Consider the following 14667-nt stretch of genomic DNA (forward strand, 5'->3'; position numbering starts at 1 on the left):
GAATGAGGATGACGGCCAGCGTGAAGCGTCCGTCGGGCATACGGTGCGCGCCCCAGCGGACGCAGCAGCAGGATCGCAAGTATACGCGCCCACCGCCACGCCTGCCGCCGGCGGCCCCGGTGTGCTCCATGCGGCAACCGCCCCGGTGCAGCACCGCCTGGCGCGCCCCGGCGATGGCGCCCTGCGTCAGCAGGCGCGGCGCTGGCTGCGCACGCTCCTGCCGGCGGCCTGCGCACTTTGCGGCACGGTGCAGGATGAAACCGTCTGCGCAGGCTGCGCGGAAGAGTTGCTGACGCCGCTGCCGCGTTGCCGCTGCTGCGCCCGGCCGCTCGGGCGCGCAGCGGGGCCAGGCGCGGCCTCGCTCTGCGCCCAGTGCCGCTACGAGATGCCGCCTTTCGACGCTGCGCTGGTGCTGGCCGACTATGCCAGCCCGCAGGACGGCCTGGTGCTGGCCCTGAAGTTCGGCGGCGTGCTGCCGCTGGCGGACTGGCTTGCAGGCGAACTGGCCCGCCGCTGGCAGGTCGAATTCGGCACGCCCGGTGCGGCCCCGCCCGATGTACTGGCGCCGATACCACTATCCTCGCAACGCCTTGCGGAGCGCGGCTTCAATCAATCCTGGGAGATCGCCCGCCCGCTGGCACGCCGCCTCGGCGTGCGCGCCGCGCCGACGCTGCTGGCGCGCCTGCGCGATACCCCGGCCCAAACCACGCTGGACCTGCACGCGCGGCAGGCCAACCTGCAGGATGCCTTTGGCCTCGCGCCCGGCAACGACGTGGCGGGCCGGCATATCGGCCTGGTCGACGATGTGATGACCAGCGGCGCCACCCTGGGCGAAGCGGCGCGGCTCCTGAAAGCCCACGGCGCGGCACGCGTGACGGTGGTGGTCGCCTTGCGCACCGCGTAGCGTGCCCGGGAGCCTGGCGTGACAGACGTGACAGACGTGACAGGCGCCCCCCCGGCAGGGTAAGCTGCCCAGCGTTTCACGGCTGCGGCGCCCCTGGCCCGCCCCTCCCCCATGTTCAATGTCGTCCTGGTCGAACCCGAGATACCGCCGAATACCGGCAACGTGATACGGCTGTGCGCCAACACCGGTGCGCGCCTGCACCTCGTCAAGCCGCTCGGCTTTCCGCTGGAAGATGCGCGCATGCGCCGCGCCGGCCTGGATTATCACGAGTACGCCAGCATGCGGGTGCACGAGAACTGGGACGCGCTGATGGCAAGCGAGCAGCCCGACCCGGCTCGCATGTTCGCGCTCACCACGCACGGCTCCACGCCCTTCGGCCAGGTCAGTTTCCAGCCTGGGGACTGGTTTGTGTTCGGCTCGGAAACGCGCGGACTGGCGCCGGAGCGGCGCGAGTGGTTTCCCTCCGCGCAGCGCATCCGGCTGCCGATGCGGCCGGACAACCGCAGCCTCAACCTCTCCAATACCGTCGCGGTCGTGGTGTTCGAGGCCTGGCGCCAGAATGGCTTTGCCGGCGGCGCCTGAAGCCGCCGCCAGTGCGCTTGCCTATTCCGGCTGCACGCCCGCCACGCGGATCACCTTGTCCCAGCGCACCTTCTCGCTCGCCATGGTCTGGCGCAACGATTGCGGCGCGGTGCCGGCCGGCACGAAATACTGGGCGCGCATCTTGGCGCGCACGTCCTCGCTGCCGATGATGGCCACCAGCTCGCGATAGAGCCGGTCGATCACCGGGGCGGGCGTTCCCGCCGGGGCCAGCACTGCTTGCCACGAGATCGCCTCGAAGCCGGGATAGCCGGATTCCGCTACCGTTGGCACCGCGGGCAGCAGGCTGGTACGTCCGCTGGTGGTGACCGCGATGATGCGCAGCTTGCCGGCGGTCACCAGCGGCATGGCGATGGCCGGCACCATGAAGCCGGCCTGCACCTGGCCGCCGACCATGGCGGTGGTGATCTGCGCGAACCCCGGATAGGGGATGTGCTGGAGGTCGATGCCGGCCGCCGCCTTGAGCTGCTCCATGGCCAGGTGGGCGGCACTGCCGTTGCCCACCGAGCCGTAGTTCAGCACGCCCGGCCGGGAACGGGCCAGGGCCACGAATTCCCGCACGTCGTGCACGGGCAGGCGAGCATCCACCACCAGCACGTTGGGCGAAGTGGCCACCAGCGATATGGGGCTGAGCTGGCGCACCGGGTCGTAGCCAAGATGGCGCGACAGGGTGGGCGCGGTGACCAGCGGGCCATTGATGGTCAGCAGCAGGGTATAGCCGTCCGGGGCGGCCCTGGCCACCATGCCGGTGCCGATGTTGCCCCCGGCACCCGGGCGGTTTTCCACCACCACGGGTTGCCCGAGCGCCACGGACAGCCTCTCGGTCAGCAGGCGCGCGATCAGGTCGGGCGAAGACCCGGCCGGGAACGGCACTACCATGCGGACCGGCTTTACCGGCCAGGGCTGGGGGGCGGATGCGGGCGCAGCCAGCGCGGTGCCAACCACGCCGGGCATGGCGCAGGCGGCAAGGGCTTTCAGGACGCGGCGACGATCTTCCATCCTGCGCTCACTCATCGCGCGCATCGCGCTGGAGCAGCCGCGCCACCGCGTCGGCGGCAGGCAGCCCCTCGAACAGCACGGCGCATACCGCGCGCGTGATCGGCATCTCGACGCCCTTGGCCGCGGCCAGCGCCGCCACGGCCTGCGCGCAACGCACGCCTTCGGCAACATGGCCCAACTCGGCCAGGACCTGCGCCAGCGTCTTGCCCTCGGCCAGTTGCTGGCCGACCTTGCGATTGCGCGAGAGGTCGCCCGTGGCGGTCAGGATCAGGTCGCCCATGCCCGCCAGGCCCATGAAGGTTTCGATACGTCCGCCCAGCGCCATGCCGAGCCGGGTCATCTCGGCCAGCCCGCGCGTCACCAGCGCAGCGCGCGCGTTCAGGCCAAGGCCCAGGCCATCGCTGGCGCCGGTGGCGATGGCCAGCACGTTCTTGACCGCACCCCCCACCTCGGCGCCGACCAGGTCGTCGCTGCCGTAGATGCGCATGGCATGGTGATGGAACGCCTGCTGCGCGAGTTCGGCGAGCGCGGGCGAGGTGCCCGCCACGGTCAGCGCGCAGGGCAAGCCCAGCGCCACTTCACGGGCGAAACTGGGGCCGGTCAGCACGCCGTAGCTGGTGTCGCCGAGACGACCAAGCGCGCTGAGCTCGTCGCGCACCATCTGGTGCGGCAAGGCATTGGTGCCCGCCTCGAAGCCCTTGCACAGCCAGAGCATGCGCAAGCCAGAGGCCTGGCGCGCGGCCAGCCGGCGGGTCATTTCGCGCAGGCCCGAGACCGGCGTGGCAACGATCACCAGGCCATTGGGGTCGACATCCGCATGCGCCGCGGCCAGATCGAAATCGACTTGCACCGCGAGCCGCCCGGACAGCGGCACGCCGGGCAGGTAGGTGGCATTGACGCGCTCGGCGCCGATGGCGGCCAGTTGGGCGGCATCACGCCCCCACAGCACCACATCGTGGGCCGCGGCGGCATGGCTGGCGAGCGCGGTGCCCCAGGCACCTGCACCGAAGACGGTGATTTTCATGGCGGTTTGCCTCGCTTGTTCGGCCTCGAAGCCTTAAGCCTTGCGCGCCACGAATGACGCGGGCCGGAAAGACAAAACGGGGCCGAAGCCCCGTCTTTACGACATCCTGCAGCAGGATCAGTGACGAGCCTGGCTGCCGTCGGGCATCACGATGCCACTGTTGCCACCCGGCGCGGCTTCAGCCTCTTCCATCGCGGCCTGCAGGCGCTGTTCGTACAGGGCCTGGAAGTTGATTTCCGACAGATGGATGGCCTGGAAGCCGGCGCGGGTGATCACGTCGGCGATATTGCCGCGCAGGTACGGGTAAAGAATGGTCGGGCAGGCAATGCCCAGCAGCGGGTCGAGCTGCTCCACCGGCACGTTGCGGATATCGAAGATGCCGGCCTGGTGGGCTTCCACCAGGAAGGCAACCTTGTCCTGCACCTTGGTGGTCACGGTACCCGTTACCACGACCTCGAAGATGCCTTCCTGCAGTTGCGAGGCACCCACGTTCACCTGCACTTCCACGGCCGGCGCTTCGGTCTCGAGGAAGATGCCGGGCGAATTCGGCTGCTCGAGCGACATGTCCTTCAGGTACACACGCTGGATGTTGAAGAACGGCTGGTCTTCCTGCTGATTGTTCTGCTGGTCGCTCATGAAAGGCTTCCGGAAAAATGGGCGTTGGGGGCCAGGCGTACGGGACCTTTGCACCGCGGGCGGGGTTGGCCCAGGGTCACGGCCCGGGTCGGCACCCGGTTGGAAAACGCATATGGTACATGACGCGGGTGGCGAATTCACCCGCGGCGAGACTGGCGGCGCTTCAGGCGGCCAGCAGCGGCACCAGGCCGCCCTGGCGATCGAGCGCCGAGAGATCGTCGAAGCCACCCACGTGGGTCTCGTCGATGTAGATCTGCGGCACGGTGCGGCGACCGGTGCGGCTCATCATTTCCTCACGCTTGCCGGGCTCGCGGTCGATCAGGACTTTCTCGATCGACTCCACGCCTTTGGCCTTCAGAAGGCGCTCGGCCATCTGGCAATACGGACAAACTACCGTGCTGTACATCACAACGCGGGCCATGCGCATCTCCTTTGAAACGGGATTCTGGACGTTGGTCGGGCACTCGCAAGGCGGACAGGCGCGGCGGCAAATGGCATGCCGCCGGCACCGCTTGGCTATCGCAGCTTACTTGACCACGGGCAGGCCGGCTTGCTGCCACGCGGCCAGGCCGCCTTCGAGCGAATAGATCTCACTGTAACCTGCTTCCTTCAGGGCTGCTTGACCCTTGCCCGAGCGCTGGCCGGTCTGGCACACGACGATGATGGGGACGGACTTGTCCTTTGCAAGGCTGGCGGCACGGCTTGCCAGGTCGGCAAGTGGCGCGCTCTTGGCTTGCGGCAGGTGGCCCTTGGCGTATTCCGTGGCTTCCCGGATATCCACGACCACCGCATTGCGCTTGTTGATCAGCTGGGTCGCGGCGGCCGGGTTGACGGTCTTGCCGGAGGTCCCGCGCGAAATGGCGGGCCACGCCAGCAGGCCGCCCGACACCACGGCGAGGGCGATCAAGGCAAGGTTGTTGTAGTCGGCGAAGAAATTCACGTTGGCATTCCGGTGGGTTGAGTCGGCGGCATTATAAAATAGGCGGTTTGGCGCCCGCGAACCGCTATTGTCTCCTAGTTGACACATCTGCGGCGATATGTGGCAGGGCGCACACAGGTTTCTCACGCTTTGGAAGCAGCATGTACAAACTCGTTCTCATCCGCCACGGCGAATCCACGTGGAATCTCGAAAACCGCTTCACGGGCTGGGTCGACGTTGACCTCACCGACACCGGCGTGGCCCAGGCCAAGCTGGGCGGCAAGCTACTGCGCGAGGCAGGGCTTGCCTTCGACGTAGCGTACACGTCGGTGTTGAAGCGTGCCATCCGCACGCTGTGGCACGTGCAGGACGAAATGGACCTGATGTGGATCCCGGTCCGGAACGAATGGCGCCTGAACGAACGCCACTATGGCTCGCTGTCCGGCCTGAACAAGGCCGAGACCGCCGCCAAGTTCGGCAACGAGCAAGTGCTGGTATGGCGCCGCAGCTACGACACCCCGCCGCCGGCGCTCGAATCGGACGATCCGCGTGCGGCTTACGACGATCCACGCTACGCTCAAGTGCCGCGCGAGCAGATTCCGCTGACCGAATGCCTGAAGGACACGGTCGAGCGCGTGCTGCCGCTATGGAACGAATCCATCGCACCCGACATCAAAGCGGGGAAGCGCGTGGTAATCGCGGCCCATGGCAACAGCATCCGCGCGCTGGTGAAATACCTGGACCAGATCTCGGATGACGACATCGTTGGCATCAACATCCCCAATGGCACCCCGCTCGTGTACGAGCTGGATGCCGACTTGCGCCCGCTGCGTCATTACTACCTGGGCGACCAGGAAGCGATCGCAGCCTCCCTGGCCGCCGTGGCGAACCAAGGCAAGGCAAACTGAGGCGCGGGCCGGGCGAACGCCGCAAGGCTCGCCCGGCCGCCTCATGCAGTGGACCAGGCCTTTTTTGCTGCTCCCTCTTATACTGTCGGAAAAATCCGGTCGGCGCGATGCGCCAGGCCGTCTCCGACACAGCACAATCCTCACACGTTCAGGCAGCCCTCATGCGTAAGACGCTCAAGAACATCAGTCTTGTTACTGCCGGACTCGTCGCCGGCGTGCTCGCCACGCTGCAACTATCGGCCACCGCGCAGAACTCTCCGGGGCCGTTGCCGCTGGAGCAGTTGCGCTTGATGGCCGACATCTTCGGCCAGATCAAGCGCGAGTACGTCGAACCGGTGGACGACAAGAAGCTGCTGACCGAAGCCATCAAGGGCATGGTCGCCAGCCTGGATCCGCATTCGGCCTACCTGGACGAGAAGGACTTCAAGGAACTGCAGGAAGGCACGCGCGGACGCTTCGCCGGCCTGGGGATCGAAATCTCGCAGGAAGAAGGGCTGGTCAAGGTGATCAACCCGATCGAAGACACCCCCGCCTTCCGCGCCGGCATCCAGCCCGGCGACCTGATCACCCGCATCGACGACAAGCCCGTGCGCGGCCTGCCGCTGGAGCAAGCGGTCAAGCGCATGCGCGGCGAGCCGGGCACCAAGGTCACGCTGACCATCTATCGCAAGAGCGACGAACGCACCTTCCCGGTGTCGATCACGCGCGCGGAGATCCGCGTGCAGTCGGTCAAGGCCAAGCTGATCGACAATGACCGCCTCGCCTGGGTGCGCCTGACCAGCTTCCAGGAGCGCACGGTGGCCGACCTGGGCAAGAAGCTGGACGAACTGGCCCAGAAGAACCCCAACCTGAAGGGCGTGATCCTGGACCTGCGCAACAACGGTGGCGGCGTGCTGCAAGGCGCGGTCGGCGTGGCTGCGGCCTTCCTGCCCGACGACGTGACCGTGGTCTCGACCAACGGCCAGGTACCGGATGCCAAGCGCGTCTACAAGACCACGTTCAACAACTACCGGCTGTCCTCGCTCGAGGACGATCCGCTCAAGGACTTGCCGGCGCTGTACAAGAAGATCCCGATGGTGGTGCTGACCAACGCCTACTCGGCGTCGGCCTCCGAAATCGTTGCCGGCGCACTGCAAGACCACAAGCGCGCGCTGATCATGGGCAAGACCACGTTCGGCAAGGGTTCGGTGCAGACCGTGCGTCCGCTCACCAACGACACCGGCATCAAGCTGACCATCGCGTACTACTACACGCCGACGGGCAAGTCGATCCAGGCCAAGGGCATCCGCCCGGACATCCCGGTCGACCAGAACCCGGATGGCGATCCCGACGACGCGCTGATCACCCGCGAGATCGACACTGAGCGCCACCTGCACAACAAGCAGGAATCGGAAGAGCCCGAGATGAACGAGCGCGAACAGCGCCGCGTCGAGGAGCTGCGCCGCCTCGAGGAAGAAAACGCCAAGAAGACGCCGGACGAGCGCGACAAGGAACGCAAGAAGAAGCCGATCGAGTTCGGCTCGGCCGAAGACTTCATGCTGCAGCAAGCCATCGCCCAACTTGAAGGCCAGCCGGTCAAGCGCTCCAAGTCCAAGCTCGAAGCCGTGGCCACGTCGGACAAGCCGGCCAAGCCTGCGGCAACCAAGGCGGCTAGCCCGGCCAAGCCGGCCAGCAAGGCACCTGCCGGCCCGCCGCCGGCCAGCGCCCCGATCGGAACGCCGCTGGGCACGCCGACCGGCAAGGCTCCCTGAAATCCTGATGAATAACAGCGGCCCTGCGGGGCCGCTTTTGCATTGCACGCCATGAACGACGATCAACTGCTGCGCTATTCGCGGCATATCCTGCTCGACGAACTCGGCATCGAGGGCCAGAGCCGGCTGCTCGCAAGCCACGCGCTTGTGATCGGTGCGGGCGGCCTGGGCGCTGCCGCCCTGCCCTACCTGGCCTCGGCCGGTGGCCTCGGCCGGCGTCGGCACCATCACGGTGGTCGACGACGATGTGGTCGACCTGACCAACCTGCAACGCCAGGTGATCCACACCACGGCCAACGTTGGCCGCCCCAAGGTGGAGTCGGCGCGCGAGGGCATGCTGCGCATCAATCCGGGCATCGACGTGCGCCTGGTACGAGCACGCGTGGGCGCCACCGAGCTGGCGCGGCTGGTGGCCGATGCCGACGTGGTGCTCGATTGCTGCGACAACTTCGACACGCGCCAGGCGGTCAACCGCGCCTGCGTGCAGCAGCGCGTGCCACTGGTGTCCGGCGCGGCCCTCCGCTTTGACGGGCAGATCAGTGTGTTCGACCACCGCCAGCCGGACGCCCCCTGCTATGCCTGCCTGTTCCCGCCCTCGCAACCGGCGCAGGAAGTGGCTTGCGCCACCATGGGCGTGTTCGCGCCGCTGGTGGGGATGGTCGGCACGGTGCAGGCGGCCGAGGCGCTCAAGCTGTTGATGGGCGTCGGCAAGACACTGGCCGGCCGCCTGCTGATGGTCGATGCGCTTGGCATGGAATGGACCACGATGCGCCTCGCGCGCGTGGCCGATTGCGAAGTCTGCGGCGGCGCGCACGCGGAATCCGCCTGCTAGGCGGCCCGCGCGCGCGTTCAGGCGCGGGTGCGCTCGCGCAGGAAAACCAGCACCGCGGCACGCTCGCCGCGGAACACGATCCTCGCCTCGCGCTGTTCGCGCTGGTAGGCATACATCGGATCGTAGTATTGCTGCAGCAGCAAGGCGATCCAGCCCAGATGCGGGTCGGTATCGCCCGTTTCAGCCTGGCGCGCCAGCGCTTGCTCCAGCAGCGCCGAAAGACGCTCGTAGCGCGTGCCGCCGAGCCGCTTGGCAATGGCCGCCATGGCATCGCGCAGGCGTGCCGCGTAGGCGGCAAAACCAGCCTGCTCGCCCAGCGCGGCCATGAATTCCGCCGACAGGCCAAGCACGTAGTCCTCCAGCACGCGATGCATGCGAGCCTCGAAGGATTCCTCCAGCCAGACCAGCGGTGCCGCCTGGATGGCCTGGTAGAAGGACTGCGGCAAGTTGCGTGCGCCGATGAAACGTCCCTCGTCCTCAACCACCAGTGCCGGCCGCCCGGCCGCGCGATGGCGCAGCAGCGAAATCGCCAGGCCGTTCTCGAAATCGATCTGCGTGGGCTGCGCCACCACGCGCCGGCCAAAGCTGGACCCGCGATGGCGGGCCTGGCCCTCCAGGTCGATGGCCGCGTCCGGGCTGCCGCTCGGGCCCGCCATCAGGTCGGCGAGCAGCTCGGTCTTGCCGCTCCCGGTCATGCCGCCCAGCACCAGCAGGCTGCATTCGGCGGCGGCCGCATCGAGGGTTTCGATCAGGAAACCGCGCATCGCCTTGTAGCCGCCCGTCACGCGCGGATAAGCGATGCCGGCATCTTCGCGCAGCCACTGCTGCACGATCTGCGAGCGCAAGCCGCCGCGGAAGCAATACAGGTAGCCGTCGGGATGGGCCCGCGCAAAGGCCGCCCAGCCCGCGGTGCGCGCGGCGCGGATGTCGCCGGTCACCAGCTGGTGGCCCAGCGCGATCGCGGCCTGCGGCCCTTGCTCCTCGTAGCACAAGCCCACCTGATGCCGTTCGGCATCGTCCATCAGCGGCAGGTTGACCGCGCCCGGAAACGCGCCGCGAGCGAACTCCACCGGCGCGCGCGCATCGAGCAGCGGCACGCCGGAAAGAAAGAGCTGGCGAAAGTCGGCCGTGTCCTCGCGCATCAGATCACCTCGACGGCATACCGGCCCTGCGCGACGAACTCGCCGACCGGCGCCAGTGCCAGGCCAAACTCCGCGCAGGCGGCATGGAAACCGGCCTCGCCCTCAGGCTCGACCGCCACCAGCAAGCCTCCGCTGGTCTGCGGATCACACAGCAAGGCGCGCTGCACTTCGCTCAACGCGCCGCCCTGGTTGTCGATCCCGGCGCCAATCCGTGCGCCATAGCTATCGAAGTTGCGCTGGGTGCCGCCGGGCACGCAACCGGCCTCGACGTAGCGCAGCACTTCCGGCAGCAACGGCACGGCGGCGTGGTCAAGACGCGCCGTGAGGCGACTGCCGTCTGCCATCTCGACAAGGTGCCCGAGCAGGCCGAAGCCAGTCACATCCGTCATGGCCCGCACGCCGGCCAGCTTGCCGAAGCGGCTGCCGGGACGATTGAGCACGCACATCCAGTCGCGCGCAAGGTGGACATCCTCGGCGCGCAGCTTGCCCTGCTTCTCGGCGGTGGTGAGCACGCCGATGCCCAGCGGCTTGGTCAGGTACAGCCGGCAGCCGGCGGTCGCCGTGTCGTTGCGTTTCAGGTGCGCGCGGTCGACCACGCCAGTCACCGCAAGCCCGAAGATGGGCTCGGGCGCATCAATGGAATGCCCGCCGGCAAGCGGAATGCCCGCGTCCTCGCAGGCACGGCGACCACCCGCCACTACCTCGCGCGCCACCTCGGGCGGCAGCAGCTTGACCGGCCAGCCGAGGATGGCGATGGCCAGCAGCGGCCACCCACAGGCGCGGATCCAGATGCTGGTTTCCGCTGCCGGCAAGGATCACGTCGAGCACCTGCGGCGAAATCTTGCACCCACAGCCGGCGCCATGGCTGTACTGCGTCAGGCGAATCGTGTCTCCCATGATGCTGGCTCCTGTCATTTGATGTGGTGTGGTGTGGCGTGGTGTGATGTGGTGTCGTGCAATGCCGATTCGGCGCCCTTTACCGCAGCATAGGCGGATGGCGCTCAAACTGGCACGAACACCGGCCCCGGCAAGGGCAGTGAGGCTGGGGGAAGAATGGGAATCTGAATGATAAGGGTTACCGCCTGGATGCGGGCGGAGCCGGCAGCACCGAGTGGCGCCGCGCGGTTGCGGCCACTGGGTTCTTGCGAACCTGCGGCCGGCTGTCGGGCGGATTATTGTTCGCCCGGCTCCATCTGCGATTGCAGATAGTTCGGCAAGCCAACCTTATCGATCAGGTCGAGCTGCGTCTCGAGGAATTCGATGTGCTCTTCGGTATCGGTCAGGATCTCGACCAGGATCTCGCGGCTGACGTAGTCGCCCACCGATTCGCAATACGTGATGCCTTCCTTGACGGTGGCATGCGCGCCTTGCTCCAGCTTCAGATCGCACTTGAGCATTTCCGGGGTGTCTTCGCCCAGCAGCAACTTGTTGAGGTCCTGAAGATTGGGCAGGCCATCAAGCATCAGGATGCGATCGATCAGGCGGTCGGCATGCTTCATTTCGCCGATGGATTCCTTGTACTCGATGTCGCCGAGCTTCTTCAGGCCCCAGTGGCGGTACATGCGAGCGTGCAGGAAGTACTGGTTGATCGCGGTCAGCTCGTTCTTCAGCTGCGCGTTCAAATGCTGGATGACCTTCTTGTCACCTTTCATTGGAAGCTCCTTGTTGCAACGGGCCCCCGCAAAAACGCGAAGCGGCGCAAGGCGCGCCGCAGGCAGTCAAAACAAGCGAATACGCGCCGCAACCTGATAGTTGCGGGCGAGTTCAGGCAACCAACTCGGTGCGCTGGTCGTTCGCGACTGCCGGGTCCCGAGTGTCCATTATGGCACGTGGGCCCGACGACGAACAGGAGGAAATGGCCACGACCTGGATGGTAGAGACCTTGACGTTACGTACCGCCGCGACACCCTCGCAGAGCACCTGTTGGGCGCATTCGCGGCAGCGGCCACAGCAAGTGCCAACGCCCAGGGTTTCGGCCAGCTCGTCGAGCGTGGATACGCCTAGATGCGCAGCACCATGAATTTCTCGGTCGGTAACCTGATTGCAGATGCAAACGTACACAAATCCCTCCTTGGGAGAGGGGTGACACCGGCATGTCACCCGCGATGTACGTCAGAATATCAGAGATCGAAAATGATAACAATTCCCATTAAACCGCAAAATGTACATGCCAAGAACGCAGCACTTAATCTGGCAATCGCGGACAAAGGAGGCGTCACAAGCGCCAAAAAACAAGCGCCAAAAAAGTGAGTGAAAGCCACCTTTTTTGCGTTGGATTTTCGCAAAAACCTTGATGCAATCAGGGTTGTCAGAGCAGTTTCAGCGCGCAGGCGAGCTCCTCCGGCTCGTAGGCGCTCAGCACTTGCTCCACCTGCCGCTCCAGGCGCTCGCAGTCGGCATGCAGGATTTCCTGCTTGACCCGGAGCAACTGCGAGGGATGCATCGAGAACTCGCGCAGCCCCATGCCAAGCAGCAGGCGCGTCATGGCGGGATCCCCGGCCATCTCGCCGCACACCGCCACCGGCACGCCGGCCCGATTGGCCTCGCGGATGGTACGCGCGATCAATTGCAACACCGCCGGGTGCAGCGGATCGTAGAGATGCGCCACGGCGTTGTCGGCGCGGTCGATGGCCAGCGTGTACTGGATCAGGTCGTTGGTGCCGATGGAGAGGAAATCCATGCGCCGCAGGAACAGCGGCAGCATCAGCACGGCGGCCGGGATCTCGATCATCGCCCCGACCTTGAGATTGGGGTCGAACGCCTGGCCGCGCGCGTCGAGCTGGCGCTTGGCCTGCGCGATCAGGTCCAGGGTCTGGTCAATCTCGCGGGCATGGGCCAGCATCGGGATCAGCAGCCGCACCGGACCAAAGGCCGAGGCACGCAGCAGCGCGCGCAACTGGGTCAGGAACATGGCCGGCTCGGACAGAGACCAACGGATCGCGCGCAAGCCCAGCGCCGGATTGAGCGCGGTCTCAAAATCGTCGCCACGCCCGTCCCGGCCGTCCCGCCCATCCAGTGGCTTGTCGGCGCCGATATCGATGGTGCGGATCGTGACCGGCAGCCCGTGCATGGCGTCCACGGCGCCGCGGTACGCCTCGAATTGCTCTTCCTCGTTGGGCAGTTCGCCACGCCGGTTCATGAACAGGAACTCGGACCGGAACAGGCCCACGCCAACCGCGCCCGCGGTCAGCGCCGCGGTGGCATCCTCCGCCATTTCGATGTTGGCCAGCAGGTCGATCTCGAGCCCGTCCAGGGTCACGGCCGGTGTATGGCGCAGGCGCTGCAGGCGCTTCTTTTCCAGCGCTCGCTCGCTCTGCCGATGGCGGTACTCCTCGAGGATGATGGCGGACGGATCCACGATGACCAGGCCCGCGTCGCCATCGATGATGACCCAGTCGTCCTGGCGGATCAGCTCGCTCGCGCTCTGCACGCCCACGGCGGCGGGGATATCGAGGCTGCGCGCCACGATGGCGGTATGGGAAGTGCGTCCGCCAAGATCGGTCACGAAGCCGTGGAACACGGTGTGGCGGAACTGCAGCATGTCGGCGGGCGAGATGTCGTGAGCGACCACGATCACACCGGGCGCCGGCTCGCCATCCGGGGCCAGCGAGGACGGCGGCGCCGGGGCCGGGGCCAGCACAGCCGCACCGGCCAGCACCTTGAGGATGCGCTCGACCACTTGGCGGATGTCCGCCTTGCGCTCGCGCAGGTACTCGTCCTCGATTTCGTCGAACTGGCGCATCAGCTCTTCCAGCCGCGTGGTCAGCGCCCATTCGGCGTTGTAGCGCCGGTTGCGGATCAGTGCCTCTGGCTCGCGCGCCAGCGCCTCGTCATCGAGGATCATGGCATGCACATCGAGGAAAGCGCCCAGTTCTTCCGGCGCCTCGCGCGGCAGATCCCGCTTGAGCGTGACCAGCTCGGCCCGCACCGCCGCGCGCGCCGAGCGCAGGCGCTCGACCTCGGCGTCAAGCCGGTCCTCGTCGACCAGGTAATGGGATACATCGAGCGCAGCAGGCGCCAGCAAATGCGCGCGCCCGATGGCGACGCCGCGCGAGACCGGGATGCCGTGCAGGGCAAATGGCATGTACCGCTCCGTCAGGAACGTTTAAAAAGTCTGGCCAGGGCCAGCCACCATGGAAACGGTTTCAGGATGCGGCAAGCGGCCCCGGCCAGGTGCGCCGCGGCGTTCAGCGCCGCCGCATTTCATCCCGAATCGGCCTCCTACTCCCCTTCGCCGAAGCGATTGGCAATGAGCGCCAGCAACGCGTCCATGGCCTCTTGCTCATCGGGTCCGTCGATCTCGATGGTCACGGTAGAGCCGATGCCGGCGGCCAGCATCATCACGCCCATGATGCTTTTGGCGTCGACCTGCCGACCATTGCGCGACATCTTGACCTGACTGACGAAGTTGCCCGCCAGTTGCGTCAGCTTGGCGGAAGCCCGGGCATGCAGCCCAAGCTTATTGATTATGTTGGTGTCCCCTCTGCAGCATATTTGTCGGGATGATTTGCGATCTGGTTCTGGACGGTGGTGGAGCCTATCTGCAGCACACCCTGCGAGCCACCCGCCAGTGCCTTGAGAGCGAGCTGGTCGAGTTTCTCGGCACGGTAGCAAATGGCGCGCACCAGCATGGGAAGGTTGACGCCGGCAAGCACCTTGACGCGGCCCGGCTCGGCGAGACGGGCGGCAATGTTGGCCGGCGTGGCCCCAAAGATATCGGTCAACACCAGCGCGCCGTTGTCTTCGCTGACTTCGGCCAGGCGGCACCTGGCCTCGGCCAGCACGGCTGCGGGCTCGGCATCCGGCATGACATCAATCGCCTCGAGCCGTTGAGGCTGGCCGCAGTAGACATGGGCGGCGCAGTCGCGCAATGCCGATGCCAGGGGGGCGTGCGCGATGATCAGGATGCCTGCCATGGTGGTGAATCCGTTGGATTGACACGATTGTAGCAG

At 66.6% G+C, this 14667-nt stretch carries 15 protein-coding genes and 2 pseudogenes; 5 read left to right on the plus strand and 12 right to left on the minus strand.

Going from position 1 to position 14667, the window contains the following annotated elements:
- Positions 1 to 181: 181 nt before the first annotated feature.
- Positions 182 to 904, plus strand: a complete 723-nt coding sequence (locus OR16_RS18560; protein ID WP_043420302.1) for a ComF family protein — start codon at positions 182 to 184, stop codon at positions 902 to 904.
- Positions 905 to 1015: 111 nt separating this feature from the next.
- A complete protein-coding gene (trmL, locus tag OR16_RS18565; RefSeq protein WP_006159476.1) occupies positions 1016 to 1486 on the plus strand; it encodes a tRNA (uridine(34)/cytosine(34)/5-carboxymethylaminomethyluridine(34)-2'-O)-methyltransferase TrmL in 471 nt (156 codons plus the stop codon).
- 21 nt (positions 1487 to 1507) lie between these two features.
- On the opposite strand, the gene OR16_RS18570 is transcribed toward trmL, so the two are convergent.
- From OR16_RS18570 to OR16_RS18590, 5 genes are all read right to left on the minus strand, one after another.
- Positions 1508 to 2503, minus strand: a complete 996-nt coding sequence (locus OR16_RS18570; protein WP_006159477.1) for a Bug family tripartite tricarboxylate transporter substrate binding protein — start codon at positions 2501 to 2503, stop codon at positions 1508 to 1510.
- A gap of 7 nt (positions 2504 to 2510) precedes the next feature.
- Complete coding sequence (locus tag OR16_RS18575; protein WP_006159478.1) at positions 2511 to 3527, minus strand: NAD(P)H-dependent glycerol-3-phosphate dehydrogenase; 1017 nt, start codon at positions 3525 to 3527, stop codon at positions 2511 to 2513.
- Between the two features lie 117 nt (positions 3528 to 3644).
- On the minus strand, positions 3645 to 4163 hold the full coding sequence (secB, locus tag OR16_RS18580) for a protein-export chaperone SecB (protein ID WP_006159479.1): 519 nt from the start codon (positions 4161 to 4163) through the stop codon (positions 3645 to 3647).
- A gap of 163 nt (positions 4164 to 4326) precedes the next feature.
- Entirely contained in the window at positions 4327 to 4584 is a 258-nt protein-coding gene (gene grxC / locus OR16_RS18585; protein ID WP_006159480.1) for a glutaredoxin 3, read from the minus strand.
- A 105-nt stretch (positions 4585 to 4689) separates the two neighbouring features.
- Positions 4690 to 5103, minus strand: a complete 414-nt coding sequence (locus OR16_RS18590; protein ID WP_006159481.1) for a rhodanese-like domain-containing protein — start codon at positions 5101 to 5103, stop codon at positions 4690 to 4692.
- 140 nt (positions 5104 to 5243) lie between these two features.
- Here OR16_RS18590 and gpmA point away from each other — a divergent pair, with 140 nt between their 5' ends.
- The 3 genes and pseudogenes from gpmA to OR16_RS18605 all read left to right on the plus strand — a co-directional run bounded on the left by gpmA (position 5244) and on the right by OR16_RS18605 (position 8573).
- A complete protein-coding gene (gene gpmA, locus OR16_RS18595; protein ID WP_006159482.1) occupies positions 5244 to 5990 on the plus strand; it encodes a 2,3-diphosphoglycerate-dependent phosphoglycerate mutase in 747 nt (248 codons plus the stop codon).
- Positions 5991 to 6151: 161 nt separating this feature from the next.
- Positions 6152 to 7741 carry a S41 family peptidase gene (locus tag OR16_RS18600; protein ID WP_006159483.1) on the plus strand — a complete coding sequence of 530 codons (1590 nt, stop codon included), beginning with the start codon at positions 6152 to 6154 and terminating at the stop codon, positions 7739 to 7741.
- A gap of 51 nt (positions 7742 to 7792) precedes the next feature.
- A pseudogene (locus tag OR16_RS18605) lies at positions 7793 to 8573 on the plus strand (HesA/MoeB/ThiF family protein).
- 17 nt (positions 8574 to 8590) lie between these two features.
- Here OR16_RS18605 and mnmH read toward each other — a convergent pair.
- From mnmH to OR16_RS18635, 7 genes and pseudogenes are all read right to left on the minus strand, one after another.
- Entirely contained in the window at positions 8591 to 9715 is a 1125-nt protein-coding gene (gene mnmH / locus OR16_RS18610; protein ID WP_006159485.1) for a tRNA 2-selenouridine(34) synthase MnmH, read from the minus strand.
- Positions 9715 to 10612: pseudogene (gene selD / locus OR16_RS18615) on the minus strand (selenide, water dikinase SelD). Before selD ends, mnmH begins: the two are co-directional and overlap by 1 nt.
- A gap of 275 nt (positions 10613 to 10887) precedes the next feature.
- Positions 10888 to 11367, minus strand: coding sequence for a bacterioferritin (gene bfr, locus OR16_RS18620; protein ID WP_006159487.1), 480 nt, complete (start codon positions 11365 to 11367; stop codon positions 10888 to 10890).
- Between the two features lie 112 nt (positions 11368 to 11479).
- A complete protein-coding gene (locus OR16_RS41465) occupies positions 11480 to 11776 on the minus strand; it encodes a (2Fe-2S)-binding protein (RefSeq protein ID WP_081488816.1) in 297 nt (98 codons plus the stop codon).
- Between the two features lie 247 nt (positions 11777 to 12023).
- Positions 12024 to 13799, minus strand: a complete 1776-nt coding sequence (gene ptsP, locus OR16_RS18625; protein WP_006159489.1) for a phosphoenolpyruvate--protein phosphotransferase — start codon at positions 13797 to 13799, stop codon at positions 12024 to 12026.
- 137 nt (positions 13800 to 13936) lie between these two features.
- The gene (locus OR16_RS18630) at positions 13937 to 14209 is read right to left on the minus strand and encodes an HPr family phosphocarrier protein (protein WP_043420304.1); all 273 of its coding nucleotides are present in this window, start codon (positions 14207 to 14209) and stop codon (positions 13937 to 13939) included.
- A complete protein-coding gene (locus OR16_RS18635) occupies positions 14182 to 14631 on the minus strand; it encodes a PTS sugar transporter subunit IIA (RefSeq protein ID WP_006159491.1) in 450 nt (149 codons plus the stop codon). Before OR16_RS18635 ends, OR16_RS18630 begins: the two co-directional genes overlap by 28 nt.
- Positions 14632 to 14667: the final 36 nt, after the last annotated feature.

Origin of the sequence: Cupriavidus basilensis OR16 (assembly GCF_000243095.1) — a bacterium.
Taxonomy (GTDB): Bacteria; Pseudomonadota; Gammaproteobacteria; order Burkholderiales; family Burkholderiaceae; genus Cupriavidus; species Cupriavidus basilensis_D.

What these genes read in the sequence shown, in the direction of transcription:
- trmL (WP_006159476.1), top strand. Translation starts at nt 1,016, where the DNA reads ATGTTCAATGTCGTCCTGGTCGAACCCGAGATACCGCCGAATACCGGC.
- OR16_RS18570 (WP_006159477.1), bottom strand. Translation starts at nt 2,503, where the DNA reads ATGGAAGATCGTCGCCGCGTCCTGAAAGCCCTTGCCGCCTGCGCCATG.
- OR16_RS18575 (WP_006159478.1), bottom strand. Translation starts at nt 3,527, where the DNA reads ATGAAAATCACCGTCTTCGGTGCAGGTGCCTGGGGCACCGCGCTCGCC.
- secB (WP_006159479.1), bottom strand. Translation starts at nt 4,163, where the DNA reads ATGAGCGACCAGCAGAACAATCAGCAGGAAGACCAGCCGTTCTTCAAC.
- grxC (WP_006159480.1), bottom strand. Translation starts at nt 4,584, where the DNA reads ATGGCCCGCGTTGTGATGTACAGCACGGTAGTTTGTCCGTATTGCCAG.
- gpmA (WP_006159482.1), top strand. Translation starts at nt 5,244, where the DNA reads ATGTACAAACTCGTTCTCATCCGCCACGGCGAATCCACGTGGAATCTC.
- OR16_RS18600 (WP_006159483.1), top strand. Translation starts at nt 6,152, where the DNA reads ATGCGTAAGACGCTCAAGAACATCAGTCTTGTTACTGCCGGACTCGTC.
- mnmH (WP_006159485.1), bottom strand. Translation starts at nt 9,715, where the DNA reads ATGCGCGAGGACACGGCCGACTTTCGCCAGCTCTTTCTTTCCGGCGTG.
- bfr (WP_006159487.1), bottom strand. Translation starts at nt 11,367, where the DNA reads ATGAAAGGTGACAAGAAGGTCATCCAGCATTTGAACGCGCAGCTGAAG.
- ptsP (WP_006159489.1), bottom strand. Translation starts at nt 13,799, where the DNA reads ATGCCATTTGCCCTGCACGGCATCCCGGTCTCGCGCGGCGTCGCCATC.
- OR16_RS18635 (WP_006159491.1), bottom strand. Translation starts at nt 14,631, where the DNA reads ATGGCAGGCATCCTGATCATCGCGCACGCCCCCCTGGCATCGGCATTG.